This is a genomic window from Accumulibacter sp. (assembly GCF_023806565.1).
GTDB lineage: Bacteria > Pseudomonadota > Gammaproteobacteria > Burkholderiales > Rhodocyclaceae > Accumulibacter.
Genome location: NZ_JAMTDV010000128.1, coordinates 28,048 through 54,488 on the forward strand (window position 1 = coordinate 28,048; position 26,441 = coordinate 54,488).

The following is a 26,441-nucleotide window of genomic DNA, read 5'->3' on the forward strand; positions in this document are numbered from 1 at the left end:
TTGCGCCGGTGCCGTTCGCCACGCGTGCGCTCGAAGGGATTCGCCGTCAGTGGCCACGATGTGGTCTCTGTGGTCTATGGTAATACCGGATGCACGGGTGAGGCCATTGCTGGGTCGGGGTGCGGAGAAGGGGCCGTGACCGATGGGTGGCGCTGTTGCTCCTGGCGGAACGCGTGCTGAAGGTGACGCCCGCACCGCTCCCTGTCACCCTGCTCTCGGGCTTTCTCGGCGCGGGCAAGACGACCGTTCTCAACGCCTTGCTGAACGACGCCGACGGTTTGCGAATCGCGGTCGTCGAGAACGAATTCGGCGCGATCAATATCGATAGCCAGCTCGTATCGCGCAACCGCGGCGGCATCATCGAACTGACCAACGGTTGCGTCTGTTGCACGCTCAACGCCGACCTGGTGCGAGGCCTGCAGCGCCTGGCCGAGCGCCGTGCTGCGGGCGAATGGTCGTTCGACTGGATCATCATCGAGACCACCGGTCTGGCCGACCCCGGCGTCGTCGCACAGACCTTCTTTGCCGCTCCCGAACTGCGCGACAGCTTTCTGCTCGATGGCATCGCGGTCGTCGTTGATGCGTTGCACGCACAGCAACAGCTGGATCGACATCCTGTCGTACAGCGGCAGGTCGGCTTTGCCGATCGCCTGCTGCTCGCGAAGTGCGACCTCGCAGCGCCGGAAGCGCTTGCCGAGTTGTCCCTGCGCCTGGCCGCGATCAATCCGCGTGCCCCGCAACAGCGCTTGCGGCATGGACGGGCCAACCCCGGCACGCTGCTGGGAATCGGGGGGTTCCAACTCGACAGTTCCTTGCTTGCTGGCGAAACGCAGGCGCCTGCGCGCTTCGCGCCGCGGGCTGTGGAGGAACGCTTGCGCTGGGCGCGCCGGCCGGGGGTGAAGCGCGACGAAGTCAGCTCGTGCCTGCTCGAAACCGGTGACGTCGATCTGCCGCAGGTCGACGCATTTGTGCAGTCGCTGATCGACTGCTCGAATGAGTTCAGGGACCTCGGCACCGAACTGCTGCGTTACAAGGGTATCCTGGCGATCGCCAACGATGAGCGCAAGCTGATTTTCCAGGGCGTCGAGCGAGTTGCCGGCTTCGATTACGGGGAAGCCTGGGCCCCCGGCGAGCCGCGTCGCTCCCGCATCGTGCTGATTGGGCGGCACCTTCCGGAGGAGCGGCTGCGCGAGTCCTTTCTCGCCTGCGCACACGCCGCACGGTGACGGTGCGACGAGGAAAGTGGTAAATTAGCATACGCTTATACTAGGAGATCGTGATGAAGCCCACCGTAGCCTTCCTCGCTTCGCTTTCGCTCGTTTCCGTCATGCCTGCTGTCCGCGCGCAGGAGGAAGCTTCCCTGCTCGCCGAGACGCGCAAGACCGCGCTGCCGGTGTTGCCCAAGGTCGTCCAGGCCATGCAGACAGCAGTCCAGGAGAATGGCCCGGTCGGCGCGATCCCTGTCTGCAAGGAGAAAGCGCCGCAACTTCTACAGGAAGTGCGCCAGCAGACCGGCTGGAGCATTCGTCGCGTCAGCCTGAAAACCCGCAATCCGGCGACGGGGACTCCTGATGCCTGGGAGGCTCGGCAACTCGCGGACTTCAACATCCGCCTTGCCAACGGTGCGAAACCCGAGCAACTCGAAGTCGGCGAAATCGTGGTCGCCGCTGGTGGCCAGCGCAGCTACCGCTACCTGAAGGCATTGCCCGTCGCCGAGGTGTGCCTGAGCTGCCATGGTCCGGCCGATTCTCTTTCTGCAGAACTCAAGGCGGCGCTCGCCAGGGACTATCCGCAGGATCGCGCTACCGGTTACGCTGCCGGGCAGGTACGTGGGGCGCTGAGCGTGATCCGGCCGCTTTGAAGCGGCGCCACGGTCGACGCTGTCGTCCGGCAGCGAGGCAGGGCGTCCAGAGCGGGATCGCAGGAGGGGCAGCGATGAGTGGCGGGCAGCTTGCAGGTGTGATTCTCGCCGGCGGGCGCGGGCGTCGCATGGGCGGCAGCGACAAGGGTCTGCAGGAACTGTGCGGCCGGCCGCTCGTCGCCTGGGTGGTCGAACGCTTTGCCCCGCAGGTCGACGAACTGCTGATCAGCGCCAACCGGAACGGGGAGCGGTACGCTGCTTTCGCCCATCGCGTCGTGCCGGACGCGATTCCGGGGTTTGCCGGTCCGCTCGCCGGACTGCACGCAGCACTGACCGCAGCCAGTCACCCGCTGCTCGCCAGCGTTCCGTGCGACGCGCCCTTGCTTCCGACCGACCTTGTCTCGCGATTGCTGCATGCAATGCACGCGAGCGGCGCCGACCTTGCCGTCGCCTGCAGCGGTGAGCGGACGCAGCCGGTGTGCTGCCTCTGTCGGCGCGACGTTCTCCCATCGCTGAGCGAGTTCCTCGCTCGGGGCGGGCGCAAGGTCGAGGAATGGCACGCACTGCTGCGGGTGCAGCATGTGCTGTTCGATGACTACGCAGATGCTTTTGCCAACATCAACTCCGGCATCGAACTCGAACGCTTCGCGGCGATTCGCCGTGGCCTGCCTTAGGCACGCGGCGGCATCGGCGGGCCACGCGAGCCGAATCAGATTGTTTTCCCGGCGCGCAGTCCGTTGATCTCGTCGGCGGTGAAGCCGCTTTCGCGCAGAACTTCTTCGCTGTGCTCACCCGCCTCGGGAGGCGGCAGGCGCGCCGCGAAATTCAGTTCGCTGAGCTTGAACGGCGGCGCGAACTGCCTGACGCCGGCAACCTCGACGATCATTTCGCGTGCGCGCAATTGTTCGTTCTGCAGACTCTCCTCGAAGCGCAACACCGGCGTTACGCAGCAGTCGACGCCCTCGAACATCGCCGTCCATTCGGCGAAATTCTTCCTTGCGAAAGTGGCTTCGAGTTCGCGGCGAATACGCTGACCTTCGGCACCGGTGGCGAAAGCGAAGGGTTCGAGGTCCGGACGCTCGATTGCCGCGCACAGCATGCGCCAGAACTTGGGTTCCATCGCGCTTACCGCCAGGTGGCGGCCGTCGCTCGTGGCATAGACGCCGTAGCTCGGCATGCCGCCGGAGAGCAGATCCTCGCCGCGCGGCAGCGCATGCCCGAGCCCGAGGACGGCGAGCAGCGGGAAGAATGTGTGCGCGAAGACGGCGTCGGTCATCGCCACATCGACGTAACGGCCGCGACCGCTGGCGCGGGAGTCGACGACGGCGGCGAGAATTCCGACCAGCGCGCTCAACGATCCGCCGAGCAGGTCGCCGATCTGAAAATTGGGCACCGCCGGGGCGCCGCCGGCGACACCGATCTGGTCCAGCAGTCCGCAATAGCCGAGGTAGTTCAGGTCGTGTCCGGCGCGGTCGCGGTATGGTCCGTCCTGACCGTAGCCGGTGATCGCGCAGTACACCACGCGCGGATTGACGGCGCAGACAGTCTGGTAGCCGATGCCGAGTTTGTCCACGACGCCTGGGCGGAAGCCTTCGATGATCACATCGGCGGTTGCGGCAAGGCGCAGAAAGGTCTCGACCCCTGCGGGCTGCTTGAGGTCGAGAGTCAGGCTGCGCTTGTTGCGGTTGACCAACTGGAAGTAGCTGATGTCGCCATGCAGCGCACCCGCGCTGCGCGCATAGTCGCCACTGCCGGTATCTTCGACCTTGATCACGTCGGCGCCGAGGTCGGCGAGGTGCATGCTGGCGAGTGGCCCTGGCAGCAGGCGCGTCAGGTCGAGCACGCGGAGGCCGGCGAGAGGGGGAGTACGCATCGGGATCGGCTTTCAGGAAAAGGACTTGCAGGGAAGATGTGCAATTGCCATTGTAGCCCCACGCAGCGGCCGCCGCCTGGCTCACGTCAGCTGCCGATCGGCGCACTCTCCCCGCCCGGATGCGTCCCCCGAGGCGATGAGGCTTCGTCCCACCTGCCCGCAGTGATTCCCCATTTTGCCGCAAACACGGTATCCTGAGCGTCGTCATTAACTCTGACGAAGGAACTGCCATGACTGTCTGCCCGATCGCCATTGTCGCCGGCTGCAAGAAGTGCCCGGCTTTTTCGATTTGTCCCCTGAAAACCGTGCTCGGCGATGCACCGAAGGCGGGGGCGGAGCCGCCCGCTTCGGAAGCAGAGAAGAAGTCCTAGGGAGAGGACCGGGTAGTCATTCCTACGTCGACCAGGGCGCACGGTTCCCGGTCGGCGCCTCAATCCTCGACGCCGGCCGCGGAGCGCGACCGCAGCCGGCCTGCGCTGCGCTGGACTAGACGATATCGAGGTGACCGATGCCGGCAGTCAGATCGCGGTCCTTCGCCTCCTTGCCGTGCAGTTTGATTTGCAGTCGTAGGTCGTTGAGCGAATCTGCGTTGCGCAGGGCATCGGTGTAGCTGATCTGTCCAGCCTCGTAGAGATCGAAAAGCGATTGGTCGAAGGTCTGCATGCCCAGTTCGCGCGATCTCTTCATCGCATCCTTGATTTCGTGTACCTGGCCCTTGAAGATGTGGTCGGAAATCAGCGGCGAGTTGATCATGATTTCGATTGCCGGCACGCGACCCTTGCCGTCTTTCTTCGGCATCAATCGCTGCGAGATCATGGCGCGAAGATTGAGCGACAGGTCCATCAGCAACTGCTGCCGGCGCTCCTCCGGGAAAAAGTTGATGATCCGGTCGATCGCCTGGTTGGTACTGTTGGCGTGCAGAGTCGCAAGGCAGAGGTGGCCCGTTTCGGCAAATGCGATGGCGTAGTCCATCGTGTTGCGATCCCGGATTTCTCCCATCATGATCACGTTGGGCGCCTGCCGCAGGGTGTTCTTCAGCGCGACTTCCCAGTTATCGGTATCGACGCCGATCTCGCGTTGCGTGACGATGCATTTCTTGTGCTCGTGGACGAATTCGATTGGGTCCTCGATGGTGATGATGTGTCCATGACTGTTACGGTTCCGGTGATCGAGCAGCGCCGCCAGTGACGTCGTCTTGCCGGTGCCTGTGCCGCCGACGAAAATGACCAGGCCGCGCAGGCTCATTGCAATGTCCTTGAGCACGGCTGGCAGGCCGAGTTCTTCAAGTGTCGGGACGGTCAGGTTGATCGTCCGGCAGACGACCGCAACCCGCCCTTGCTGCACCAAGGCGTTCACCCGGAACCGGCCGATTCCGGCCGGCGAGATGGCGAAGTTGCACTCCTTGGTCGCCTCGAACTCCGACGCCTGTCGGTCGTTCATGATCGAGCGCGCGAGTTCCGCCGAGTGCTGCGGTTGCAGCGGCTGATTGGAAACCGGTACCACTTTGCCATCCACCTTGATCGCCGGCGGGAAATTCGCCGTGATGAAGAGGTCGGAACCGTTCTTCTGCGTCATCAGGCGTAGCAGCTCGTGCATGAATTTCAGCGCCTGATCGTTTTCCATGGTTCTTCTCCTGCGTGTCAGGTACGCTCAAACGCCGCCGAAGGTGTCCTTGTTGGCCGCCTTCATGCGCGCCTCGGCGAGCGAAACGACGTTACGTTTGACCAGTTCCCCCAGGCACTGGTCCAGTGTCTGCATGCCAAACTGCTGCCCCGTCTGCAATACGGAATACATTTGCGCTACCTTGTTCTCTCGGATCAGGTTGCGAATCGCCGGCGTGCCGATCAGGATCTCGTGCGCGGCGACTCGGCCCAGTCCGTCCTTGGTCTTGAGCAGGGTCTGCGAGATCACTGCGCGCAGCGACTCGGAAAGCATCGACCGAACCATTTCCTTTTCGGCGGCCGGAAAGACGTCGATGACGCGGTCGATCGTCTTGGCGGCGCTCGAAGTATGCAGCGTGGCGAACACCAGGTGTCCGGTTTCTGCGCCGGTGAGTGCCAGGCGGATGGTTTCGAGGTCGCGCATTTCGCCCACCAGAATGACATCCGGGTCTTCGCGCAGCGCCGAGCGCAGCGCCGCCTGGAAAGACAGCGTGTGCGGTCCGACCTCGCGCTGGTTGATCAGGCACTTCTTCGGCTGATGAACGAATTCGATCGGATCCTCGACGGTGAGAATGTGGCTATAGGCATTTTCGTTGACGTGATTGATCATCGCCGCCAGCGTGGTCGACTTGCCCGAGCCGGTCGGTCCGGTGACCAGGACGATGCCTCGGGGATACTCCGAAATGTCCTTGAAGATGCGCGGGCAACCGAGCTCTTCCAGACTTTGCACCTTCGACGGAATGGTCCGGAACACCGCACCAGCGCCGCGATTCTGTACGAAGGCGTTCACGCGGAAACGGGCAAGATTTGGAATTTCAAACGAGAAGTCGCATTCCCGCGTGTCTTCGTACTGCTTGCGCTGGCTGTCGCTCATGATGTCGTACACCATCGCATGCACGTCGCGGTGCTCCATCGCCGGCAGGTTGATCCGCCGCACATCGCCGTTCACGCGAATGATCGGGGGCAGGCCGGCCGACAAGTGGAGGTCGGAGGCCTTGTTCTTCACACTGAAGGCCAGCAATTCGGTGATGTCCATCCGGTTCGATCCTCGGTGCTCGGGCGGCGGGCAGGGCGCGGTGCTATACTCTCAGGATTCTGCGCAGTGCCCGATTATGATCACACTTACCGCCAGGCTGCAAGCCGTTCTCGCGCGAATCGCCGATGCCGCGCGGCAGTACGGGCGTGCCGCGAGCGACGTTCGCCTGCTCGCGGTGAGCAAGACCTGGCCCACCACTTCCGTGGCGGAGCTGGCAGCAGCGGGGCAGCGATCTTTTGGCGAGAGCTACGTGCAGGAAGGCATCGACAAGATCGGGCGGCTGCGCGAACTGGCGCTGGAGTGGCATTTCATCGGCGCGCTGCAGGCCAACAAGACGCGCCTGGTCAGCGAATCCTTCGACTGGGTACACTCGGTCGACCGGTTGCGAATCGCGCAGCGTCTCTCCGCCAGCCGGCCATCGTCGCTGCCGCCGCTGTCGGTCTGTCTGCAGGTCAATGTCAGTGGCGAAGCAACGAAAAGGGGCGTTTCGCTGGCTGCGGCGCCGGACCTGGCGCATGCCGTCGCGGCTTTGCCACGGCTGCGATTGCGTGGCCTGATGGCAATTCCGGCGCCGAGCGACGACTTTCTCGACCAGCGTCGTCCCTTTCGCCGTTTGCGCGAACTTTCCGAACACCTGCAGGCCGAAGGTCTTCCGTTTGATACACTTTCGATGGGCATGTCGCATGACCTCGAAGCAGCGATTGCCGAGGGTGCGACGCTGGTACGGGTCGGTACCGCAATTTTTGGTGAGAGAATCACAGCATGAAGATCACTTTTCTCGGTGGTGGCAACATGGCCAACGCGATGATCGGTGGCCTGGTGAAGACCGGTTTTTCGGCTTCCGACATCGCCGTGATCGAGTTGGGAGCACAGGGGCGGGCCAGGCTGCGATTGGTGTATGGCGTTCGTTGCTACGAAGCGCCGAGCGCGGCGGCATTTGACTGCGATGCCGTGCTGTTGTCGGTGAAACCACAGCAGATGCGGGAAGCCTGCATGCCGCTGCCGAACTTTCTCAAACAGCAACTGATCATCAGCATCGCCGCCGGGCTGCGCATGGCCGATGTTTCGCGTTGGCTCGGCGGGTATGGCAAGATCGTGCGCGCCATGCCCAACACGCCGGCGCTGGTGGGTGCAGGCATTACCGGTCTGTGTGCCTCGCCGGCGGTGTCGATGGCCGAGCGGCTCGGCGCCGAGCGCATCCTGCAGTCGGTCGGCAACACTGTCTGGATCGCCGACGAGGCCAAGATGGACGCAGTGACCGCCATATCGGGCAGTGGCCCGGCCTATGTCTTCCTGTTCATCGAAGCGCTGCAGCAGGCGGCCAACGAACTGGGGCTGACGCCGGGGCAGGCTCGTCAGCTGTCGATCGACACGGTTCTTGGCGCCGCCAAGCTTGCCTCGCAGTCGGATGAAGCGGCCAGTGTGCTGCGCGAGCGCGTGACTTCGAAAGGCGGAACGACCGAGGCGGCGCTGCGTACCATGGCCGAACGCGGCGTCAAGGAGGGTTTCGTTGCCGGCGTGCTGGCGGCCAACAGCCGCGGTCGCGAGCTGGGCGAACTGCTCGGCAAGGACGGTTGATGATCGCACAGGCAGGCCTGTTTCTGCTCGACGCGCTGACCGGCTTCCTGACCGTTGCGCTGCTGCTGCGTTTCTTCATGCAGGTTTGCCGCGTCTCGTTCAACAATCAGGTCGGCACTTTTGTCGTCGAACTGACCAACTGGCTGGTCAGGCCATTACGCCGCCTGGTGCCCGGTTTCCATGGCCTGGATCTGGCCAGTCTCTTGCCGGCGTACCTGCTGCAGGTCGTTCTTGTTCTGGCGGTCTTCGCATTGCGCGGCGGCGCGGACCTCTGGTCGTCGGCAGCCTGGTTGCCGCTGCTGCTTTGGCAGGGCTTGCTGAGCACCGTGCGGCTCAGCATCTATATCTTGATCGGTGCCTTGGTCGTGCAGGCCGTGTTGTCGTGGGTCAATCCGTACTCGCCGTTGAGCCGGCCGCTGGCGCAGCTCACGCAACCGGTGCTGCGTCCGATCCAGCGCGTCGTGCCGCCGATCGGCACGGTCGACCTGTCGCCGCTGATTGCCATCGTCCTCGCCCAATTGCTGCTGATCTTCCTCTGACACATTGGGCAAGGATCGGTGGCGCCATTTGCGGGCGTACCGGCGGCCGTGGGGCAGCGAGTCAGCAGCACTGCCGATCCTCTGGCCCGGTTGGTTCCTTCGCCGCCTTTGAGCCATGGGTGACTGGCTGCGCCAACTCGATGGCAGGGTCGGGCTCTACGTGCATGCCCAGCCGGGCGCCAAGCGCAGCGAAGTGGCTGGCCTGCACGGTGATGCGTTGAAGATCCGCCTTGCGGCGCCGGCGACGGAGGGCAGGGCCAACGCCGCGCTGCTGGCGTTCGTCGCCGAGCGACTGGGCTTGCCAAGAGGGTCGGTCGAACTCCGTAGCGGCCAGACTTCCCGGCAAAAGCTGTTGCTGGTATCTGGCGCATCGGTCGACGAGGTGCGGCGCCTGCTGGTCCAATGAGTCGTTGCGCGAGCAGAACGGTGGCAATCCCACGCCCATGCATCGCCCCGACTTCAGGCGGAGAAGACGACCCTCCCGCCGACCAGGGTGATGCGCACCCGGCCGCACATCTCTTGGCCCAGGAACGGCGTGTTCTTCCCTTGGCTGCGCAGGGATTCCGGCGTGACGCGCCAGGACTCGTCCGGGTCGAATAGGCAGAGATCGGCCGCGCGGCCGACCGCCAGCGAGCCTGCCTCGATGCCGAGTATCGCTGCCGGGTCGCAGGTGATGCGCGCCAGCGCCAGCGACAGCGGCAGCTTCTCCTGAGCGGCCCAGTGCAGGGTCAGAGGCAGCAACAGTTCGAGGCCGGTCGCTCCCGGCAGCGCGTCGGCAAACGGCAGTTGCTTCCCGTCGGCGTCGACCGGCGTATGGTCCGAGCAGATCGCCGCCAAACCATCGCGAACCGCGGCGCGCAGCGCATTGCGATCGCTTACCGAGCGCAATGGCGGGTCGAAGCGAGCGTTGCTGTCGAAAAAGCCAATGTCCATTTCGGACAGGTGCAGATGATGGATCGCGATGTCGCAGCTGACCTGTACGCCCGACTGCCGAGCTGCCCGAATCAGTGCGACGCCAGCGGCGGACGAGAGGCGCGACAGGTGCAGGCGAACGCCGGTGTGCGCGGCGAGTTGCAGCGCCGTGGCGATGGCGACGGTCTCGGCGGCCACCGGAATGCCGGCGAGACCGAGTCTCGATGCGACCTCACCATCGTGTGCGACGCCGTCACGCGCGAGAAACCGATCCTGTGGCCGCAGTCGTACCGCGTAGCCAAACGTCGCGGCGTATTGCATCGCACGAAGCAGCAACTGCGTGTCCACGACCGGATTCCTGGCCTGCGAGAAAGCGATGCAGCCGGCGCGCGCCAGGCTGTTCATCTCGGCGAGCCTTTCGCCTCCCAGTTGCTGCGTCAGCGCTCCGATCGGGTAGACCCGTGCCAGGCCCAGAGTCGCGCTGCGCCGAACCAGGCGTTCGACGAGCCCAGGTTCGTCGAGCGGCGGCTTGGTGTCCGGTGGACAGGCCAGGGAAGTTACGCCGCCCGCAACCGCTGCGCCAAGTTCGGGCTCGATGCCGCCGAGTCGCGTGGAAAGATCGACCAGGCCCGGACAGGCGATCAACCCGCCGGCGTCGATCCGGCGCTGGGCGGAAAATCCGGGTGGCGGCTGGCCAATGCCGACAATTCGTCCGTCACTGATGTACAGCTCGTGGTGGCCGTCGAGTCGGCTGTCCGGGTCGATCAGTCGGGCATTGCTGATTTGCAGGGCTTGCTCACTCATTGCTCAGTTTCCTGCCAGAATTCCCATGACCGCCATGCGCACCGCGATGCCGAAGGTGACCTGCGGCAGGATCACCGCCTGTGTGCCGTCGGCCACATCCGAATCGATCTCGACGCCACGATTCATTGGCCCCGGGTGCATGACGATGCAGTCGGGTTTGGCGAGCGCCAGCATCGCAGGGGTCAGCCCGTAACAGCGGAAGTATTCGCGTGCCGAAGGGAGCAGGGCGCCGTTCATCCTCTCGTTCTGCAGGCGCAGCATGATCACCACGTCGCAATCGCGCAGGCCGCTTGCCAAGTCGTGGCAGACGCGCACGCCCATTTTCTCGATTGCCGTCGGCAACAGCGTCTGCGGGCCAACAGCCCGCACCTCGGCGGCACCGAGAGTGGTCAGCGCGTGGATGTCGGAGCGCGCAACGCGCGAATGCAGGATGTCGCCGACGATGGCCACCGACAGATTGGAGAAATCCTGCTTGAAGTGACGGATGGTATACATGTCGAGCAGGCCTTGCGTCGGATGCGCGTGGCTGCCGTCGCCGGCATTGACCACATGCACGTCGTTGCGGCCGAGCCGGCGCAGGTGGTCGGCGATCAGGTGTGGCGCGCCACTGGCCGCGTGTCGGACGACGAACATGTCGGCGTGCATGGCGACCAGGTTGTCTACCGTATCGAGCAGCGTCTCGCCCTTGGCGGTCGAGGAGCGCGTCACGTCGAGGTTGATCACGTCGGCGGAAAGGCGCTTGGCAGCGATCTCGAAAGTGGTCCGGGTGCGCGTGGAATTCTCGAAGAAAACATTGAACACGCTCTTTCCGCGCAGCAAGGGCACCTTCTTCACATCCCGGTGGGAAACCTTGAGAAAGCTCGACGCCGTATCGAGGATGTGGTTGATCACGGCGCGCGGCAACCCATCGATCGACAGCAGATGGGTCAGCTCACCGTTGGTGTTGAGCTGTGGATTATGCATTTGCCGCGAGGCTCCACTGCAGGCGACCGTTGGCGTCCGCCGAAAGCACCAGTTCCTGTGATGGATCGAGATCGACCCGCCACGGGCAGAAGTCGGCGCAGATCGGCAACTGCCGACGGCCGCGATCGGCGAGTACGGCCAACTGGATGCTCGCCGGGCGACCATAGTCAAAGAGTTCGTTGATCGCCGCGCGCGTGGTGCGGCCGGTATACAGCACGTCATCGACGAGGATCAGCGGTCGACCTTCGACATCGAACGGAATCGAGCTTGGCCTGACCCGGGCGCGCAGACCTCTTGCGCCGTAATCGTCGCGATAGAACGAGACGTCGATCAGACCGATTTCCGCGTGGAGGCCGAGCAGTTCCCGCAGGCGCCTTGCAACCCAGGCGCCCCCGCTGTGGATTCCGACCAGGACCGTATCCTCCTGCAGCCGTGGTCGGATCAATTCGGCCAGTTGCGCGCACTGGGCATCGGCGTCGGGGAGATCAATCGCGGGCTCGCTGCTCATCTCGGTGTCCGGCTGCAATCGGTGGGAGGGAGGGTTGCTGGTGCATGCGCTGCGAAATGGCTCTGCAGGATCAGTTGTGCGGCGACGGCGTCAAGGTTCCGCCTTGCGCTGCGACTGTCGTGGCCGGCGGCACGCAATCGATCCTCGGCGTCGACCGAGGAAAGACGCTCCTCGGCAAAATCGACGCGCAGGCCGAAGCGGCCGCGCAGCTGGTTGGCGAAACGAGTGCAGTGCGCGGTCATGGCGGTTGCCGTGCCGTCTAGTGCCACCGGCCGGCCGACCACCAGGGCTGTGGGCTGCCATTCGCGGATCAGCGCGGCTATCGCCGCAAAGCGCTGCTGCGCCGACTGACCGTGCAGGGTGGTGAGAGGATGGGCCTGTGCCAGTTGCCACTCGCCAACGGCGACGCCGATGCGCTTTTCGCCGAAATCGAATGCGAGGACGGTGCCCGTGCCGGCGGGCTCAGGCATGGCCAGCGGCATCGGCAAGGTTGGCGAGGTTCACGCCAAGCAGATCGAGTGCCGATGCGAGTCTCTCCTCGTAGGGCAGTTCGAACAGGATGCCGATTTCGGCAGGTACGGTCAGCCACGCGTTCTGTGCCAATTCGTGTTCAAGTTGGCCTCCTGCCCAGCCCGCATAGCCAAGCGTCACCAGCACATCGCGGGGTTGGCCACTGCGCGCCACAGCCTGCAGGATGTCGCGTGAACTGGTGAGACCGATCTCGGCGTTGATCACCAGCGTCGATTGCCAATGTCCGACCGGACGATGGAGGACGAAGCCACGATCGGTCTGCACCGGCCCACCGAAGAGCACCGGCAGGTTGGCAAAGCCTTGGGCCTGCAAGGGAACGTCGATTTTCTCGAAGAGCGTTCCAAGGCTCATGTCGATCGGACGATTGACGATTACCCCAAGCGCACCGCGATCATTGTGCTCGGCGACGTAGACCAGCGTCTTCGAAAAATAGGAATCGACCAATGCCGGCATGGCAATGAGAAAATGGTCGGTCAGGTTGATGCTTTGCATGGATATATTCTAATCGGCGGTGGCGGCCGACACAAAGGTAATCGGCGATGGATTCGATTCTTGTCTGGTTTCGGCGCGACCTGCGTGATTTTGATCACGCGGCGCTTTGCACGGCGCTGCGGCGAGGACGCCGCGTTTATTGCGCTTTCGTCTTTGACCGTGAAATTCTCGATGCGCTCGAGTGGCGGGTCGATCGTCGCGTCGACTTCATTCGCGAGTCACTCGTCGAACTCGACCGGGCCTTGCGGGCGCGTGGCGGCGCACTGATCGTCCGCCATGGCTGGGCAATCAGCGAGATCCCGCGGCTGGCGAGGGAACTCGGAGTGACCGCGGTGTTCGCCAATCGCGACTACGAACCGCAGGCCAAGCAGCGTGACGCCCGCGTCCGGACGGCATTGCAGGCCGACGGAATTGCGTTCGAGTCGTTCAAGGATCAGGTCATTTTCGACGATGTCGAAGTGTTGACCCAGGCTGGTCGGCCGCACAGCGTGTTCACCCCGTATCGCAGCGCCTGGCTCAGGCGTCTCGGCGAGGACGACTGGCTGCCGCACGACGGTAGCGGGGCCCGCCTGGTGGCGCCGGCGATTACCGGCGTGCCGACGCTGGCGGAGATCGGTTTTGCCGCGAGCGATCTGCGAGCGCTCGGGATCGAACCCGGAATGTCCGGCGGGCGGCGGCGACTGGCCGATTTTCTCGGACGGATTGCCCTCTACCACCAACAACGCGACTACCCTGCGCTGCAGGGTGTCTCCTGCCTCTCCGTGCATCTGCGATTCGGCACCGTCTCGATTCGCGAGCTGGTGTCGCAGGCGATCGCCGCCGGTGCCTTGCGCATGGGTGGCGAGGGGGCCGCGGCGTGGCTCTCCGAACTGATCTGGCGCGACTTCTACTTCATGATTCTCGACCACTTTGCGCATGTCTGCGAACGCTCGTTCAAGCCGGCGTACGACGCCATCGTCTGGGAGCAGGGGGCGCAGGCGGACGCCGCCTTTGCCGCCTGGTGCGACGGGCGCACCGGTTATCCTCTGGTCGACGCGGGAATGCGTCAGCTCAATGGCACTGGCTACCTGCACAATCGCCTGCGTATGCTGACGGCTTCCTTTCTGAGCAAGGATCTGGGTATCGACTGGCGCCGCGGGGAAGCATACTTTGCGCGTCAGCTCAATGACTTCGATCTCGCGGCCAACAACGGCGGCTGGCAGTGGGCGGCGTCTTCTGGTTGTGATGCACAGCCGTACTTCCGAATCTTCAATCCGGTGACGCAGTCGCAGCGCTTCGACCCGGCCGGCAAGTTCATTCGCCGTTATCTGCCGGAGCTGGCGATGGTTCCCGACCGCTTCCTGCACGCTCCGTGGCGGATGAGTCCAGCCGAGCAGGCGGCCTGTGGCGTGCGCATCGGCGAACACACGCCGGCGCCACTGGTCGACCACACCCAGGCACGGCAGCGAACGCTGCAACGCTACGCGGTCGTCAGGTCTGGCGCTGTTCCTTGACGTGCCCGGCGACCAGGCCGAGCAGTTCATCTTCCTGGTAGGGTTTGCCGAGGTAGTGGTTGACGCCCAGTTCGAAGGCGTACTGACGGTGTTTGTCGGCAGTGCGCGAGGTGATCATGATGATCGGAATGGACTGCAGGCGCTTGTCGGCGCGCACGTTGCGGGTGAACTCGAAACCGTCCATGCGCGGCATTTCAATGTCGACCAGCAGTACGTCGGGGACCAGCGCCACCAGTTGTTCGAGGGCGTCTACGCCATCCTTTGCGGCCATCACCTGGTAACCTTCGCGCGCCAGCAGGCGACTGGTGACTTTGCGCACGGTCAGCGAGTCATCGACGATCATGATCGTCGGCACTGCGCCAGTGACACTGTCGCTCACCTGCGGTTCGCGTACGGTGGGTACTGGCGACACGGCGGCCGCCATGCGATCGCGACTGGCCAAGGCAATCGGGTTCAGGATCAGCACGACCTGACCATTGCCGAGGACGGTTGCACCGTCGATACCGATCACCCGGGCGAGCTGTGGGCCGATATTCTTGACGACGATTTCCTGGTTACCCAGCAGTTCGTCGACCTGCAGCGCGATTCGCTTGCTGCCGCTGCGCAGCAGAAGGACCCAGTAGCGCGAACGTTTCTCTGGCAACGCCTGCGTCTCGCCGAGAAGGTGCGGCAGGTAGCCGAACGGGTATGGGTTTCCCGCCCACACCGCTTCCCTGGCCGCGCGGATATCCGCCAGTGCCGGTTCCTTGAGGTCGAGCACCTGCGCGATCATGACCGACGGGATCGCGTAGTGTCGCTTGCCGGAGCGGACCAGCAGCGCCTTCGTCACCGCCAGCGTGAGCGGCAGATACAGGCGGAAGGTCGTCCCCTGGTCGGGGCTGGACAAGACTTCGATGCGCCCGCCGAGGCTGGTGACTTCGCTCTTGAGAACATCCATCCCGATCCCGCGCCCGGACAGTTGTGAAACTTCGGCAGCGGTCGAGATTCCCGGGGCGAAAATCAGATCGACGACACGCGTCGGGTCGATCGCCGCATCGGCCGTCAGCAGACCCGCTTCCAGACCGCGTTCGCGCAGCCGTTCGAGGTCGAGACCGGCACCGTCGTCGGCGAGCGAGACGATGATCTCGTTGCCCTCCTGCGCCAGCTTCAGCGATATCTCGCCGATTTCCGGCTTGCCCTTGGCGAGACGGGTGGACGTGTCTTCGAGGCCATGTGCGACGGCGTTGCGCAGCATGTGTTCCAGCGGCGCCAGCATCTTGTCGAGAACCGTTCGGTCGAGTTCCAGTTGGGCGCCACGAATTTCGAGGTTGGCTCGCTTGCCAACCTCCTTGGCCGCCTGCCGAACGATCCGATAGAGCCGATCGACCACGCTGCCGAACGGCACCATGCGCACCGACATCAGTTCCTGCTGCACCTCACGGTTGAGGCGCGCCTGCGCGACGATCGCGGCGTTGGCATCGTCCAGATTCTTGAGCAGGTTCTGTTGGACGGTCGCCACGTCGTTGACCGATTCAGCCATCATCCGCGTCAATTCCTGGAAGCGGGTGAAGCGGTCGAATTCCAGCGGATCGAAATCAACGTGCTGTTCGGCGCTTTGTCCGGCGCGCGACTGCATCTGCAGTTCGGCCTGCAATTCGATGTCGCGCAGCTGTCGACGCAAACGGATGACGTTTTCGGTCAGGTCAAGCAGCGATTCCTTGATCGCCCGCATCTCGCCTTCGATCCGCGAACGGGCAATCGACAGCTCGCCGGCTTCGTTGACCAGCCGGTCGATCAGGTCGGCGCGCACGCGCAGCATGGCCCGTTGTGCGGCCGCTTCGGTTTCCGGTTCCGGCGCCTCGGCCTGAGTCGACGGAATTCCCGGTGCCGGCTGGGGCGTGCCCGCTGACGCAATTTCAGTCGCCGCAGCGTCCGCGATCTCGATCGTCGACTCCGCCGCTTCACCTCGCTGCAGTCCCTCCACGATTTGCACGATCACGTCGAAAGCATTGTCGATGTCGTCGATCAGTTGCAGTGGCGCGCTGCCCGCGTCCTGTGCCTGCTGCATGCGCGTCTCGATGGCATGCGTGAGCTCGCCGAGATTCATCGCGCCGGCCATGCGTGCGCTGCCCTTGAGCGAGTGAAAAAGGCGCGCCAGGCGGCGGGGTGCCTCGCCGTCGGCGGGGTCGTTGCGCCAGGAGTGCAACTGCGCAGCAATGCTCTGATTGAGATCGAGTGCTTCCTCGATAAACAGTGGCAGCAATTGTTCGTCGAGCTCGTCCTGCAGTTGCGATATCTCGGGCGCGGCAACCGCCGGACTTGGTGCCGGCGTGCCGACCTCCCTTGCCGTCCCTTTCTGTGGGCCGGCGCTGGGCGGCGCTGGCGGCGGCTCGGCTGCCGCCTTCGGGTACAACTTGTCGAGGGCTTCGCACAGTTCGGGGGCCGCTTCCGGCTCATCCTCGCGAGCCACTTCGGCAAGCATGCGGGCGAGCGCAGCGATCGTCGCCCCGACCGTCGCCAAGGCGTCCGCGTCTTCGCGGCGCGCGCCGTGATCGCGCCGCTGAAGCGCGCATTCGAGCGCGTGCGCGAGCGCCTGTACCGCTGGAATGCCGACCGTTCCCGAGATGCCGGCGAGGGTGTGGGCGGCACGGTAGATTTCGTGCGTGGTCGGGGCGGCGTGGTCGGCCTCCAGGCTGGAAAACTCTCGCTGCAGCGTGGCCAGGTGGGTGCCGGCCTCGCCGTGGAAAATCGCGGCCAGTGCGGGCGCGAGGGAAAGGCGTGTCGGGGGCGTCAGTCCAGTCGCTGGCGCTTTCGCGGATGGCGAGGCGAGCTCGGTTTCTTCGGGGAGCTCGGGGGCCTCCGCGATTTCGACAGCCGGCACTGCCTTTGCCTCGATGATCAGCGGCAAGGGCTGGGCGGCTTCGCTGCCGTCGCGCAGCGCGTTGGCAAGAGCGACCATGCGCGTCGCATCGGGCAACTCGCCCTGACCGCTCTTCAGGTGCTCGACCCACGCGAAGAATACGCCATAGGCCTGTTCCAGCAAATCGAAGAGCTCGGGTGTGACCACCTGTTCCTGCCGCAGCCAGAGGTTGAGCACCTGCTCGACCGACCACGCCGCTTCGCCGAGGTCGCGAAGCCCGACCATGCGGCCGCTACCCTTGAGGGTGTGGGCGGAACGACGGAGCGCGGTGAGCAGCGCTACATCATGCGGCTGTTCGTGCAGCAGGAGCAGGTTCGCCTGTACGCTGGCAAGCACCTCGTCGGCTTCCTGGAGAAAGATTTCCAGCAGTTCTGCGTCGACTTCTTCGGCACTCGCTTGCGAGAGCTGGATGGTTTCCGCCGAGGGTGGCGGGGCCTCGGGTACCTGCAGCTTGAGCGTTGCCATCGCTGCGTCGATCTGCTCGACCGCGTCGCCACCCGATGCCAGCGCCGAGAGCACATGCTTGGTTTGCTGGCCGAGCGTCTTGTCGGCCACGAGGTCGGCATCCTTTTGCAGCGAGGTCAGATTCTGCTGCACTTCCTGGCGCAGACCGGCATGTTCCGGCTGTTCCTTGAGCGCGACCAGCAGTGCGTGCGTGTCGCGCTTTTGTTGCTCCAGTTCCTGTTCGACCGTGGCCGCAGCCGTTTCGTCGGCATGCGCCGGTGCCGTGCTGGCGCGCATGCTGCGGACGAAATTCTCGAAATCGGTCGCCCCTTGCGGTATCGCATCGACGAAGAAGCCGAGCAACGACAGTTGTTCCGCAACCGCTTCGAAATCGCCGTCCTGCGGCACGTACTCCGGCAGCGAGAAAGCCTCGATTTTCTTGGCACACTGGCGGAGAACGGCAACCGCACCATCGTGGCGCATCATGGTGAGCGCGCCGACGACCTGTCGTACCGGAATCTCCAGGCTGCTCAGTTCGCCGCGCCGCTCGACTTCGCGAAAGAAACCGTCGAGTACCTGCTCGATCTGCGCCAGGTTGCTCTTGATTTCCCTGGCGACCTGGCCTACGAGCAGCTTTTCCTGCGCCTCGCGCGACATCTCGTCGAGCGAAGGGAGTTCGGATCCCGGTTGCGGAAGCTCTCCTGCGATGCACGCCCGGATCCGGTCGACCATCACGTCGACCTGGTGGGAAAAGCTCTGATCCAGGTACTGGATGTTTTCCTGCGCGTTCTGGGCGAGCAGGATGGCTGTGGCCGTTTCCATGGCCAGCGCATCGTTGTGGCGAGCCGGGGATTGCACGAGCAGTTCGGCGACGTCGGTGATCGCCCGCACCAGGCGGCGAAAGTCCGCATGGCCGAGTTCCTCGACGAGGGTGGACAGTGCGGCGGTGTTTGCCCGGAATACCGGAAGCGCCTGCGCCATTCCCGAGCAGAATCGGTTCCAGGCTTCTTCGCTCGCCGAGATCGCTTCGCGCAAGCGCCGCCGGACAGACTCGACCGCCACCGCAGGCGCGCCGTGGGCGCCCGCCGCATCCGGAATCAACGTCGCCAGGTGATACGTTTCCTGTACCTGGAGTACCCGACTGTCGCGACTGTTGGCACTGCCAACCAGATACAAGGCGTCGCGCATCAGACGCTCGGCGACATTGCTCGAACCTTCGAGAAGACGACGTGCCTGCAGGTCGATGCGGCTGCACAACTGCCGTGCCTCGGCGTCTGGCGGCAGTGTGCCTTCACCCAGCGCAGCCAGGAAGGCGGTGGCCACCCACCAGAAGGCGCGCGCCGAGGGGATCTCCTGCACTGCCTCGATGCGCTTCACGGCACCGAGCATTTCGGATGCTCCGACGCCGTCTCCAGGCGCGCGCAACCATGCCAGCAGTCCACGCTGAAAACGCGCTCGCTGCTGGCGCAGGCGATGTGCAAGTTCCTCCCGAGTCCTCTTCGGCACGGGCTCCCCGTGGTTTGGCGGGAGTATGCTGAGGTCCGGGAAGAAGAGGTCAGTCGGCGGGACACGTTCCAGACCGCGCGCCGCCTGCACCCGACGGTAAAGCGGCAGCAGGCGAAGCGGCTGATTTGGCTGGCCGCGGATCAGATCGTCCAAGTAATGGTGCAGTGCGGCCAGGGCGTCCTGGGCAAGGACGATCGACGCCGGCTTGGCAGGACTTTGCTGCTGCTCGATCGACTCAAGCAGAAGCTCCAGCGCTTCGGCAAAGTGCGTCACGCCGTCGAGCCCGACGATCGTCAGCGCACCTTGCACCTGGTGCAGATGCGTCCGGCAGAACCTGATTTGGGTGAGATCGCCGTTACCGTCGACTGCACTCTCGGTAAACTGCTGCAATGCCTTGTCGCTGCGCTCGAGCGCCAGGTCGATCTCGCTCTTGACCCAGGTGAGTGGGCCGATGTCGAAGTCCGTCGGGGCATTCATCTGGGACAGTCTCTCCAATCCAGTCTCCGGGCTTGCCGGCAGCGAACGAGTTTCTATTGCGTGGCCGATTTGCCACTGCTCACGCCTGGCACCCCCTGCTCACCACGATCCCTGTGGCGGTTCTCAGGAAACCTTGAACCCGGCAACGGAACCTCTCAGCTCGGTGGCCAGGCCCGCGAGTTCGCCGATCGCGGTTGCCGTCTTTTGCGTGCCGGCGGTCGTCTGTCCGGTTACCAGCAGGATTTCCTGCATCTTGCGTGCCACCTTGGTTGCCGATTCGGCGGCCTGGCGGGTTGCCCCGGAGATGTTTTCGATCAACGCCGTCAGCGTCCGGGAGACCTCCCCGATCTCGGCCAGTGCCTTGCCTGCTGCATCCGAAAGCTGGGCGCCATCGACCACGCCACGGGTAGACTCCTCCATTGCCGAAATTGTGTCCTGGGTGTCGGTCTGGATCGTCCTGACGATCGCCCCGATCTGCTTGGTCGCTTCGCCCGACCGTTCGGCCAGGCGTTGCACTTCCTCGGCGACGACCGTAAAGCCGCGCCCGGCCTCGCCGGCCGAAGCCGCCTGAATGGCGGCATTGAGCGCCAGCACGTTGGTCTGTTCGGTGATGTCTGAAATCAGCTCGACGATTTCGCCAATCTCCTGTGACGATTCACCGAGACGCTTGATCCGCTTCGAGGTTTCCTGAATCTGCTCGCGAATCTTGTTCATGCCCTTGATCGAGTCTTCCACGGCCTGTGCGCCCTTGCTGGCAGCTGCCAGCGATTGGCGTGCGACGGTCGCCGACTGTTTCGCCTCACTCGACACATTGGTCATCGAGCTGGCCATCGCCAGTGCCGAATGGCCAGCTCCCCGGATTTCGGCCGCCTGTCGCTCTGCTGCCGCGAGCAGTTCGGCGGACGTATGCTGGGCGATCTCGGTCGCCAGGGTGACGCGTCCAGCTGCATCGTTGATGCGGCCGACGAGCACGCGCAACTCTTCGATCGTGTAATTGATCGAGTCGGCGATGGCGCCGGTAATGTCTTCGGAAACCGTTGCCGTTACCGTCAGGTCGCCGTCGGCGAGGTCGCCGAGTTCATTCATCAGGCGCAGAATGGCATCCTGATTCTGGCGGTTGACCAGTTCGGTTTCCTGGCGGCGCTTATCGGCCTGTTCGGTCTGACGCTTGCTCTCTGCAAGGTAGGTCCTTCCCAGCAGAACCACCAGCGCGACTGCCAGGAGAATCAGCACCAGCAGCGATATGGCGTAGGCGGTTCGTTGCATGAAGCCACCCTGATACGCCTGTGCCAACTGGAAGGTGGCGCCGAGCAATTCTTCGCTGTCGCGGAAAATCTGTGAGCCGGCCTGCTTGGCGATGATCAGTTTCTGCATGTTGCCGAGGATGCCGCCGACGGCGGTGCGATACTCGCCAAAGCTGGCGTCGAGTTCATTGAGTTTCTGCCGGGTGTCGGGGTCCGTCGTCGGAGCAATGCGCAGCGTCTCGCTACCCTTGGTCAGCGACTGGATGGTGTCGCGAAAGGTGTTGGTATCCTTGCCAAGCAGGAAGGCGATTTCCGGGTCGATCGCGTCGCCCAACAGAAGTGCGCTGGCGTTCTTGGCGATCCGCTGGGTCAGCATCACCAGGAGGTTGGCGGCGGCAATCTCGCGGACGCTGCTTGCACCCTGCAACTTGAGCGCGGCGATCTGTTCCGACAGTTCGAGCAACTGCGGATTCTTGTCGTTGATCAGGTTGACGTCCTTGCCGAGCGAGATCAGGTTTTTCTCCATTTCGAGAACGCGCGACGCGTTCTTGTCGGTCTTCTCCCATGTCTGGGTCAGTGCCTGCAACTGCGGCTGCACACTGTCCGGAGAAGGCGGCACCTGAGTACCCGCCAGCTCACCACCATTGGTCAGTTTGTCGAGGTTGCTGGCGAAACCATCACGCGACTCCCTGAGTTGCCGGAAGGCGACGGCATCGCCGAGCAGAGCCAGGCTCGACGCCTTTGCCAAGCGCTGCGAAAGCATGCGCATTTCTCCGGCAGTAGCGATGTAGGCCGTGTTGTAGCTCGACTGGCGGTCATCGCGATAGACCACGATGGCAATCACCAGCATCACCAGCAACAGGCTGCCTCCCAGCATCTGCAACTGTTTGGCTACCGGAAGCTGCTTCCACAGTGCAGGCGAATACGAAAACTTTCTCCTGCTCACCGCCGCTTCGCCATCGGTCGCAGCGCGAGAGGAAAGAGCCTCGCTGGCCGCAGCGCGTATCCGGGACAAGAAAGCGGGTAGCTTGGGTGTGAACTTCATGTTGCTCCTCCGGTTACACATTCTCGACGATGTCAGGCACCGTCATTGAGGATTTCTCGGCAGGCGGGCTCAAGCCGCGATGTCCATGAACATCCGGTCGTTGAGCAGTTCGCGCACCTTGAGTCTGTTCCAGTGGCGTCCATCCTTGTCCGTGTATGCTTCATTGGCCCACGGCGGCGCGTCGGAAGCAATCGCTGCCGGGGTCAAGGCTTCGATATTACGCAGACCGATCATGCGCGTTACGAGCAAGGCAGCATTGCTGCCATGGCGGGTGCCGATCAGCAGGAGCCGCGAACTGGTGTTCTGGGGAGTCGCCTCGCGGCCGAGAAAGGCGGAGAGGTCTACGACCGAGTACAGATTGCCGCGAATGTTGGCGATTCCGGCAAACCAGCCCTTGGTCAGGGGCACCTTCGTCAATACCGGCAGTGGAACGATTTCCCCGGAGTCGGCAAGGTCGAGCAGCCAGAAATCGGAACCGGCCTGAATTCCGATGAGGCCAGCGGAACTCTGGTTGCTGGTGCCGGCGAGGCGCGCCGCGAGGTAGGTCTGAAATTCATGTAGGCTGATTTTCTTCGCCATGCTCTTGCCGCCACTCAGAGCGCTGCAATCTTGGCCAGCAACTCGGGGCCGTTGACCGGCTTGACCAGGTAATCCCTCGCACCTTGTCGCAATCCCCAGATTCGGTCGGTTTCCTGACCTTTGCTGGTGCACACGATTACCGGAATGTCCTTCGTCACCGGATCGCGGGTCAAGGTTCGGGTTGCCTGATAGCCGTTGAGCCCGGGCATGACGACGTCCATCAGGACGAGGTCCGGCAATTCGCTTCTCGCCTTGGCGATACCCTCTTCACCACTCTCGGCGGTGATGACCTCATAGCCGCTACCAGTCAGCAATGCCGCGAGGACATGGCGTTCGGTCGGTGAATCGTCCACAACGAGAATTTTCCTGATGGTCATTTTCTTCCGGTTTCCCTAGCTGTCTGTGGCAAGCCCTCAGGCTGCTGCCGGCGCGAAGGTTGCCACCGTTTGCAACAGGCTGTCCTTGGTGAACGGTTTTGTCAGATAGTGATCCGAGCCGACCATACGGCCACGGGCACGATCAAACAGACCGTCCTTGGAGGAGAGCATGATTACCGGTGTCGAGCGGAATCGCTGATTTTTCTTGATCAGGGCGCAGGTCTGATAGCCATCCAGACGAGGCATCACGATGTCGCAGAAGATTACTTCGGGTTGGTGATCGGCGACCTTGGCCAGGGCGTCAAAACCATCTTCCGCGAGCAGGACCTGGCAACCGGCCTGCACCAGAAAAATTTCCGCGCTGCGTCGTATCGTGTTGCTGTCATCGATGACCATGACCTTGACACCGCGCAGGTTTGCCGCTTCAGCCAATTCTCTCCTCCAGAGTGTCGCGGGTAACCGTCTTGTCTGATTTCCGGGTCCAGCATGATTCCCTGCCAGCATTACTATACCGCATTGCTTTCAGATTTCGATCATTTCAAAATCCTCCTTGCGGGCTCCGCATTCCGGACAGGTCCAGTTGATCGGCACATCCTGCCAGCGGGTACCCGCTGGCAGTCCCTCGTCGGGCATTCCTGCCGCTTCGTCATAAACGAAACCACAGGTCAGGCACATCCACGTGCGATACGGTTCGTCACTTGCTGTATTCATGATTGTTGGCGGTTTTCAGTTAGAATCGATAAGAAAATCTGCGGATTCTAGCCAAACCTTTCTGCGGCTGCCAAGATTTATCGGCGGCCGGCTCTCGCCGACCCAGTCATTCCTGATGAACGCTTTCTCCGCACAGGCCCTGCCGCCGATTGTTCTGACCTTTGCCGCGAACGATCCCTCGGGGGGCGCGGGTCTGCCGGCGGACCTGATGACGATTGCTTCTCTCGGCTGTCATCCTCTGTCGGTGACCACGGCCCTCACTGTGCAGGATACGATCGGTGTTCGCCGCGTCCTGCCGGTCGATGCGGCCTGCGTCAGCGAGCAGGCGCGGATCGTGCTGGCGGACATTCCCGTTGCCGCTTTCAAGATCGGTCTGCTGGGCAGCATCGAGAACGTCGCGGCGATCGCCGAAATCGTCGCCGAGCACCCCGGCATCCCGCTGGTATTTGATCCGGTGCTCGCTTCCGGGCGCGGTGAACGCCTGGTCGATGACAAAGTGATAGTCGGTGTGCGTGAATTGCTGATACCGTTGACGACGATCCTGACGCCGAATTCGCTCGAAGCCCGCCGCCTGCTGCCTGGCGAACAGCGGACTCTTGCCGAGTGTGCCGACAGCCTGCTCGCCCTCGGCTGCGCGTACGTGCTGGTGACCGGTACCCATGAACCAGGCGAGCGCGTGGTGAACACGCTGTACGCCCGGCGGCTCGGCGCGCTGCGCAGCGATGCCTGGGATCGCCTGCCCGGAAGTTACCACGGTTCGGGCTGTACGCTGGCTTCGGCGATTGCCGCCCAATTGGCCAGGGGCATGTCCGTGGAGCAGGCGGTGTGGGCCGCGCAGGAGTACACCTGGCAGGCTCTGGCGGCCGGCTTCCGGCCGGGCAGGGGGCAATTCATTCCGAATCGATTCGCCCATTCCTACGCCGCTCGAGGTGGGGAGGGTGGCTGAAGTGGTCAACGGGAGCCTGCGTGGCCTGTATGCCGTGACGCCGACCGATCTGCCGGCGGTGGACCTGTTCGGACGCGTCGCTGCAGCCTTGCGTGGGGGCGCGGTACTCGTCCAATATCGCGACAAGAGTCGGGACGACGACCGACGCAGCGAGGTTGCCCGCGCCCTGCTGTATCTCTGTCGGCAGGCAGGTGCCCGCCTCCTGGTGAACGATGATCTCGCGCTGGCGCTGGCGATAGGCGCCGACGGTGTCCATCTCGGCGCCGCCGACGGCGACCTGTCGGCGGCGCGGCAGGCGCTTGGCCCGGGCGCTCTGCTCGGTGCCTCCTGCTATGCCGACTTCGCGCGCGCGCGCGCCGCAGTGGCGGCGGGCGCCGATTACGTCGCGTTCGGAGCTGTGCACCATTCGCCGACCAAGCCACTGGCCGAGCGCGCGCCGCTGTCGCTGTTTGCCCGCTGCCGCAGCGAACTGCGGGTGCCCGCCTGTGCCATCGGCGGAATTTGCATCGACAATGCGCGGCCGCTGCTGACTGCCGGTGCCGACCTGCTGGCGGTGATCAGCGACCTGTTCGACGCACCTGACGTGGCGGCACGTGCCGCTGCCTATCGACAACTTTGCGAGCAAGACGATGACGACTTCCCGCAGTCAGCAACTATTTGAGCGTGCGCAGCAGCACATCCCCGGTGGCGTCAACTCGCCGGTACGGGCCTTCCGCTCGGTCGGCGGTACGCCGCGCTTTTTCGCCGCCGGTGCCGGCGCCCGCGTTCGCGACGTCGACGGCCGCAGCTATCTCGACTACGTCGGATCCTGGGGGCCGTTGATCCTCGGGCACGCGCATCCGGCAGTGCTGGCGGCCGTACAGAGAGCCGTGCGCGATGGCCTGTCCTTCGGCGCGCCGACCGAAGGCGAGGTCGAGATGGCCGAGTTGTTGTGCGAGATGCTGCCCTCGCTGGAAATGGTCCGCCTGGTCAGCTCGGGTACCGAAGCGACGATGAGCGCGATCCGCCTGGCGCGCGGTTTCACCGGGCGCGATTTGTTGATCAAGTTCGAGGGTTGCTACCACGGTCATTCCGATAGCCTGCTCGTCAAAGCCGGATCGGGAATGCTCACTTTCGGCAACCCGAGCTCTTCCGGGGTGCCGGCCGACTTCGTTCGGCACACTCTGGTTCTCGACTACAACGACAGCGTCGGGCTCGCGGCGGCGTTTGCCGAGCACGGCTCGCGCATCGCCGCGGTGATCGTCGAGCCGGTTGCCGGCAACATGAACCTGGTCGCGCCAAGTCGCGAGTTCCTGCAGAGCATGCGCGAGTTGTGCAGCCGGCACGCGGCGGTGCTGATTTTCGACGAGGTGATGACCGGTTTCCGCGTCGGCCCGCAAGGCGCGCAGGGACTGTACGGCATTACCCCGGATCTGACGACGCTCGGCAAGGTGATCGGCGGCGGCATGCCCGTCGGCGCGTTTGGCGGCCGGCGCGAAATCATGAGCCGGATCGCGCCGCTCGGTCCGGTCTATCAGGCGGGTACCCTGTCGGGCAATCCGGTGGCGGTCGCGGCCGGATTGGCGACGCTGCAGCAGTTGCGCGAGCGAGGCTTCTACGAGACGCTGGCGCAGCGCAGCCGGCAACTCGCAGACGGGCTGGTCGGCGTTGCTGGCAGGCATGGCGTGCCATTTTCTGCGCAGTCGATCGGCGGCATGTTCGGTCTTTATTTCCGCTCGCAGTGCCCGCGAAGCTATGCCGAAGTCATGGAGTGCGACACGCAGGCATTCAAACGCTTCTTTCACGCCATGCTCGACACCGGCCACTACTTCGCGCCGTCGGCCTTCGAGGCGGGTTTCGTTTCGGCCGCGCACGGCGAGCCGGATATCTCCGCCACCGTCGCCGCGGCCGAAGACGTTTTCAGCTCCTGGCGATGAATTTGCGGCGATGCCGGGCTCGATTCGCCGGTGGCCGATGGTGACT

25 protein-coding genes are annotated in these 26,441 nt (G+C 63.9%); 11 read left to right on the forward strand and 14 right to left on the reverse strand.

What is annotated here, in order from left to right; translation table 11 throughout:
• The first annotated feature begins 146 nt into the window (after positions 1-146).
• The 3 genes from NFV80_RS15320 to mobA all read left to right on the forward strand — a co-directional run bounded on the left by NFV80_RS15320 (position 147) and on the right by mobA (position 2,535).
• Positions 147-1,226, forward strand: coding sequence for a GTP-binding protein (locus tag NFV80_RS15320; protein ID WP_295330023.1), 1,080 nt, complete (start codon positions 147-149; stop codon positions 1,224-1,226).
• Positions 1,227-1,279: 53 nt separating this feature from the next.
• Positions 1,280-1,861 carry a DUF3365 domain-containing protein gene (locus NFV80_RS15325; protein WP_295330025.1) on the forward strand — a complete coding sequence of 194 codons (582 nt, stop codon included), beginning with the start codon at positions 1,280-1,282 and terminating at the stop codon, positions 1,859-1,861.
• 74 nt (positions 1,862-1,935) lie between these two features.
• Positions 1,936-2,535, forward strand: coding sequence for a molybdenum cofactor guanylyltransferase MobA (gene mobA, locus NFV80_RS15330; RefSeq protein WP_295330027.1), 600 nt, complete (start codon positions 1,936-1,938; stop codon positions 2,533-2,535).
• Between the two features lie 35 nt (positions 2,536-2,570).
• Here the strand turns inward: mobA and NFV80_RS15335 are convergent, their stop codons facing one another.
• The 3 genes from NFV80_RS15335 to NFV80_RS15345 all read right to left on the reverse strand — a co-directional run bounded on the left by NFV80_RS15335 (position 2,571) and on the right by NFV80_RS15345 (position 6,431).
• Positions 2,571-3,734: a CaiB/BaiF CoA-transferase family protein gene (locus NFV80_RS15335; RefSeq protein WP_295330029.1), complete on the reverse strand. Its 1,164-nt coding sequence runs from the start codon at positions 3,732-3,734 to the stop codon at positions 2,571-2,573.
• Positions 3,735-4,220: 486 nt separating this feature from the next.
• Complete coding sequence (locus tag NFV80_RS15340) at positions 4,221-5,357, reverse strand: PilT/PilU family type 4a pilus ATPase (RefSeq protein ID WP_295330031.1); 1,137 nt, start codon at positions 5,355-5,357, stop codon at positions 4,221-4,223.
• A gap of 27 nt (positions 5,358-5,384) precedes the next feature.
• Positions 5,385-6,431, reverse strand: coding sequence for a type IV pilus twitching motility protein PilT (locus NFV80_RS15345; RefSeq protein ID WP_295330033.1), 1,047 nt, complete (start codon positions 6,429-6,431; stop codon positions 5,385-5,387).
• Positions 6,432-6,507: 76 nt separating this feature from the next.
• Here NFV80_RS15345 and NFV80_RS15350 point away from each other — a divergent pair, with 76 nt between their 5' ends.
• The 4 genes from NFV80_RS15350 to NFV80_RS15365 all read left to right on the forward strand — a co-directional run bounded on the left by NFV80_RS15350 (position 6,508) and on the right by NFV80_RS15365 (position 8,954).
• Positions 6,508-7,197 carry a YggS family pyridoxal phosphate-dependent enzyme gene (locus NFV80_RS15350; protein ID WP_295330035.1) on the forward strand — a complete coding sequence of 230 codons (690 nt, stop codon included), beginning with the start codon at positions 6,508-6,510 and terminating at the stop codon, positions 7,195-7,197.
• Positions 7,194-8,009 carry a pyrroline-5-carboxylate reductase gene (gene proC, locus NFV80_RS15355; RefSeq protein WP_295330037.1) on the forward strand — a complete coding sequence of 272 codons (816 nt, stop codon included), beginning with the start codon at positions 7,194-7,196 and terminating at the stop codon, positions 8,007-8,009. Before NFV80_RS15350 ends, proC begins: the two co-directional genes overlap by 4 nt.
• Entirely contained in the window at positions 8,009-8,548 is a 540-nt protein-coding gene (locus tag NFV80_RS15360; protein WP_295330039.1) for a YggT family protein, read from the forward strand. Before proC ends, NFV80_RS15360 begins: the two co-directional genes overlap by 1 nt.
• 115 nt (positions 8,549-8,663) lie before the next feature.
• A complete protein-coding gene (locus tag NFV80_RS15365) occupies positions 8,664-8,954 on the forward strand; it encodes a DUF167 domain-containing protein (RefSeq protein WP_295330041.1) in 291 nt (96 codons plus the stop codon).
• A 53-nt stretch (positions 8,955-9,007) separates the two neighbouring features.
• Here NFV80_RS15365 and NFV80_RS15370 read toward each other — a convergent pair whose 3' ends face one another.
• The 5 genes from NFV80_RS15370 to NFV80_RS15390 are packed head-to-tail and all read right to left on the reverse strand — an operon-like array spanning position 9,008 to position 12,758.
• A complete protein-coding gene (locus tag NFV80_RS15370; protein WP_295330043.1) occupies positions 9,008-10,264 on the reverse strand; it encodes a dihydroorotase in 1,257 nt (418 codons plus the stop codon).
• Positions 10,265-10,267: 3 nt separating this feature from the next.
• On the reverse strand, positions 10,268-11,227 hold the full coding sequence (locus NFV80_RS15375; protein WP_295330045.1) for an aspartate carbamoyltransferase catalytic subunit: 960 nt from the start codon (positions 11,225-11,227) through the stop codon (positions 10,268-10,270).
• On the reverse strand, positions 11,220-11,735 hold the full coding sequence (gene pyrR / locus NFV80_RS15380; RefSeq protein WP_295330047.1) for a bifunctional pyr operon transcriptional regulator/uracil phosphoribosyltransferase PyrR: 516 nt from the start codon (positions 11,733-11,735) through the stop codon (positions 11,220-11,222). Before pyrR ends, NFV80_RS15375 begins: the two co-directional genes overlap by 8 nt.
• Entirely contained in the window at positions 11,732-12,205 is a 474-nt protein-coding gene (gene ruvX / locus NFV80_RS15385; protein ID WP_295330049.1) for a Holliday junction resolvase RuvX, read from the reverse strand. Before ruvX ends, pyrR begins: the two co-directional genes overlap by 4 nt.
• Complete coding sequence (locus NFV80_RS15390; RefSeq protein ID WP_295330051.1) at positions 12,198-12,758, reverse strand: YqgE/AlgH family protein; 561 nt, start codon at positions 12,756-12,758, stop codon at positions 12,198-12,200. The genes ruvX and NFV80_RS15390 overlap by 8 nt, the downstream gene beginning before the upstream one ends.
• Before the next feature lie 47 nt (positions 12,759-12,805).
• Here NFV80_RS15390 and NFV80_RS15395 point away from each other — a divergent pair, with 47 nt between their 5' ends.
• Entirely contained in the window at positions 12,806-14,251 is a 1,446-nt protein-coding gene (locus tag NFV80_RS15395; protein WP_295330053.1) for a deoxyribodipyrimidine photo-lyase, read from the forward strand.
• Here the strand turns inward: NFV80_RS15395 and NFV80_RS15400 are convergent.
• The 6 genes from NFV80_RS15400 to NFV80_RS15425 all read right to left on the reverse strand — a co-directional run bounded on the left by NFV80_RS15400 (position 14,229) and on the right by NFV80_RS15425 (position 23,533).
• Positions 14,229-19,577 (reverse strand): Hpt domain-containing protein, encoded by a 5,349-nt coding sequence (locus tag NFV80_RS15400; RefSeq protein ID WP_296759238.1) that lies wholly within the window; start codon positions 19,575-19,577, stop codon positions 14,229-14,231. The genes NFV80_RS15395 and NFV80_RS15400 overlap by 23 nt on opposite strands.
• Before the next feature lie 123 nt (positions 19,578-19,700).
• A complete protein-coding gene (locus NFV80_RS15405; protein ID WP_295330056.1) occupies positions 19,701-21,866 on the reverse strand; it encodes a methyl-accepting chemotaxis protein in 2,166 nt (721 codons plus the stop codon).
• A 69-nt stretch (positions 21,867-21,935) separates the two neighbouring features.
• On the reverse strand, positions 21,936-22,445 hold the full coding sequence (locus tag NFV80_RS15410) for a chemotaxis protein CheW (RefSeq protein ID WP_296759241.1): 510 nt from the start codon (positions 22,443-22,445) through the stop codon (positions 21,936-21,938).
• A 14-nt stretch (positions 22,446-22,459) separates the two neighbouring features.
• A complete protein-coding gene (locus NFV80_RS15415; protein ID WP_295330060.1) occupies positions 22,460-22,822 on the reverse strand; it encodes a response regulator in 363 nt (120 codons plus the stop codon).
• 36 nt (positions 22,823-22,858) lie between these two features.
• Complete coding sequence (locus NFV80_RS15420) at positions 22,859-23,218, reverse strand: response regulator (RefSeq protein ID WP_295330062.1); 360 nt, start codon at positions 23,216-23,218, stop codon at positions 22,859-22,861.
• A 126-nt stretch (positions 23,219-23,344) separates the two neighbouring features.
• Positions 23,345-23,533, reverse strand: a complete 189-nt coding sequence (locus NFV80_RS15425; protein ID WP_295330064.1) for a rubredoxin — start codon at positions 23,531-23,533, stop codon at positions 23,345-23,347.
• Between the two features lie 115 nt (positions 23,534-23,648).
• Between NFV80_RS15425 and NFV80_RS15430 the strand changes: the two genes are divergently transcribed.
• From NFV80_RS15430 to hemL, 3 genes are read left to right on the forward strand one after another with little or no spacing between them, the layout of a single operon-like run.
• Positions 23,649-24,479, forward strand: coding sequence for a hydroxymethylpyrimidine/phosphomethylpyrimidine kinase (locus NFV80_RS15430; RefSeq protein WP_295330066.1), 831 nt, complete (start codon positions 23,649-23,651; stop codon positions 24,477-24,479).
• A complete protein-coding gene (gene thiE / locus NFV80_RS15435; protein WP_295330068.1) occupies positions 24,472-25,140 on the forward strand; it encodes a thiamine phosphate synthase in 669 nt (222 codons plus the stop codon). The genes NFV80_RS15430 and thiE overlap by 8 nt, the downstream gene beginning before the upstream one ends.
• On the forward strand, positions 25,109-26,395 hold the full coding sequence (gene hemL / locus NFV80_RS15440; RefSeq protein WP_295330070.1) for a glutamate-1-semialdehyde 2,1-aminomutase: 1,287 nt from the start codon (positions 25,109-25,111) through the stop codon (positions 26,393-26,395). The genes thiE and hemL overlap by 32 nt, the downstream gene beginning before the upstream one ends.
• Positions 26,396-26,441 lie beyond the last annotated feature (46 nt).

What these genes read in the sequence shown, in the direction of transcription:
- NFV80_RS15325 (WP_295330025.1), top strand. Translation starts at nt 1,280, where the DNA reads ATGAAGCCCACCGTAGCCTTCCTCGCTTCGCTTTCGCTCGTTTCCGTC.
- mobA (WP_295330027.1), top strand. Translation starts at nt 1,936, where the DNA reads ATGAGTGGCGGGCAGCTTGCAGGTGTGATTCTCGCCGGCGGGCGCGGG.
- NFV80_RS15335 (WP_295330029.1), bottom strand. Translation starts at nt 3,734, where the DNA reads ATGCGTACTCCCCCTCTCGCCGGCCTCCGCGTGCTCGACCTGACGCGC.
- NFV80_RS15340 (WP_295330031.1), bottom strand. Translation starts at nt 5,357, where the DNA reads ATGGAAAACGATCAGGCGCTGAAATTCATGCACGAGCTGCTACGCCTG.
- NFV80_RS15345 (WP_295330033.1), bottom strand. Translation starts at nt 6,431, where the DNA reads ATGGACATCACCGAATTGCTGGCCTTCAGTGTGAAGAACAAGGCCTCC.
- NFV80_RS15350 (WP_295330035.1), top strand. Translation starts at nt 6,508, where the DNA reads ATGATCACACTTACCGCCAGGCTGCAAGCCGTTCTCGCGCGAATCGCC.
- proC (WP_295330037.1), top strand. Translation starts at nt 7,194, where the DNA reads ATGAAGATCACTTTTCTCGGTGGTGGCAACATGGCCAACGCGATGATC.
- NFV80_RS15360 (WP_295330039.1), top strand. Translation starts at nt 8,009, where the DNA reads ATGATCGCACAGGCAGGCCTGTTTCTGCTCGACGCGCTGACCGGCTTC.
- NFV80_RS15365 (WP_295330041.1), top strand. Translation starts at nt 8,664, where the DNA reads ATGGGTGACTGGCTGCGCCAACTCGATGGCAGGGTCGGGCTCTACGTG.
- NFV80_RS15370 (WP_295330043.1), bottom strand. Translation starts at nt 10,264, where the DNA reads ATGAGTGAGCAAGCCCTGCAAATCAGCAATGCCCGACTGATCGACCCG.
- NFV80_RS15375 (WP_295330045.1), bottom strand. Translation starts at nt 11,227, where the DNA reads ATGCATAATCCACAGCTCAACACCAACGGTGAGCTGACCCATCTGCTG.
- pyrR (WP_295330047.1), bottom strand. Translation starts at nt 11,735, where the DNA reads ATGAGCAGCGAGCCCGCGATTGATCTCCCCGACGCCGATGCCCAGTGC.
- ruvX (WP_295330049.1), bottom strand. Translation starts at nt 12,205, where the DNA reads ATGCCTGAGCCCGCCGGCACGGGCACCGTCCTCGCATTCGATTTCGGC.
- NFV80_RS15390 (WP_295330051.1), bottom strand. Translation starts at nt 12,758, where the DNA reads ATGCAAAGCATCAACCTGACCGACCATTTTCTCATTGCCATGCCGGCA.
- NFV80_RS15395 (WP_295330053.1), top strand. Translation starts at nt 12,806, where the DNA reads ATGGATTCGATTCTTGTCTGGTTTCGGCGCGACCTGCGTGATTTTGAT.
- NFV80_RS15400 (WP_296759238.1), bottom strand. Translation starts at nt 19,577, where the DNA reads ATGAATGCCCCGACGGACTTCGACATCGGCCCACTCACCTGGGTCAAG.
- NFV80_RS15405 (WP_295330056.1), bottom strand. Translation starts at nt 21,866, where the DNA reads ATGAAGTTCACACCCAAGCTACCCGCTTTCTTGTCCCGGATACGCGCT.
- NFV80_RS15410 (WP_296759241.1), bottom strand. Translation starts at nt 22,445, where the DNA reads ATGGCGAAGAAAATCAGCCTACATGAATTTCAGACCTACCTCGCGGCG.
- NFV80_RS15415 (WP_295330060.1), bottom strand. Translation starts at nt 22,822, where the DNA reads ATGACCATCAGGAAAATTCTCGTTGTGGACGATTCACCGACCGAACGC.
- NFV80_RS15420 (WP_295330062.1), bottom strand. Translation starts at nt 23,218, where the DNA reads ATGGTCATCGATGACAGCAACACGATACGACGCAGCGCGGAAATTTTT.
- NFV80_RS15425 (WP_295330064.1), bottom strand. Translation starts at nt 23,533, where the DNA reads ATGAATACAGCAAGTGACGAACCGTATCGCACGTGGATGTGCCTGACC.
- NFV80_RS15430 (WP_295330066.1), top strand. Translation starts at nt 23,649, where the DNA reads ATGAACGCTTTCTCCGCACAGGCCCTGCCGCCGATTGTTCTGACCTTT.
- hemL (WP_295330070.1), top strand. Translation starts at nt 25,109, where the DNA reads ATGACGACTTCCCGCAGTCAGCAACTATTTGAGCGTGCGCAGCAGCAC.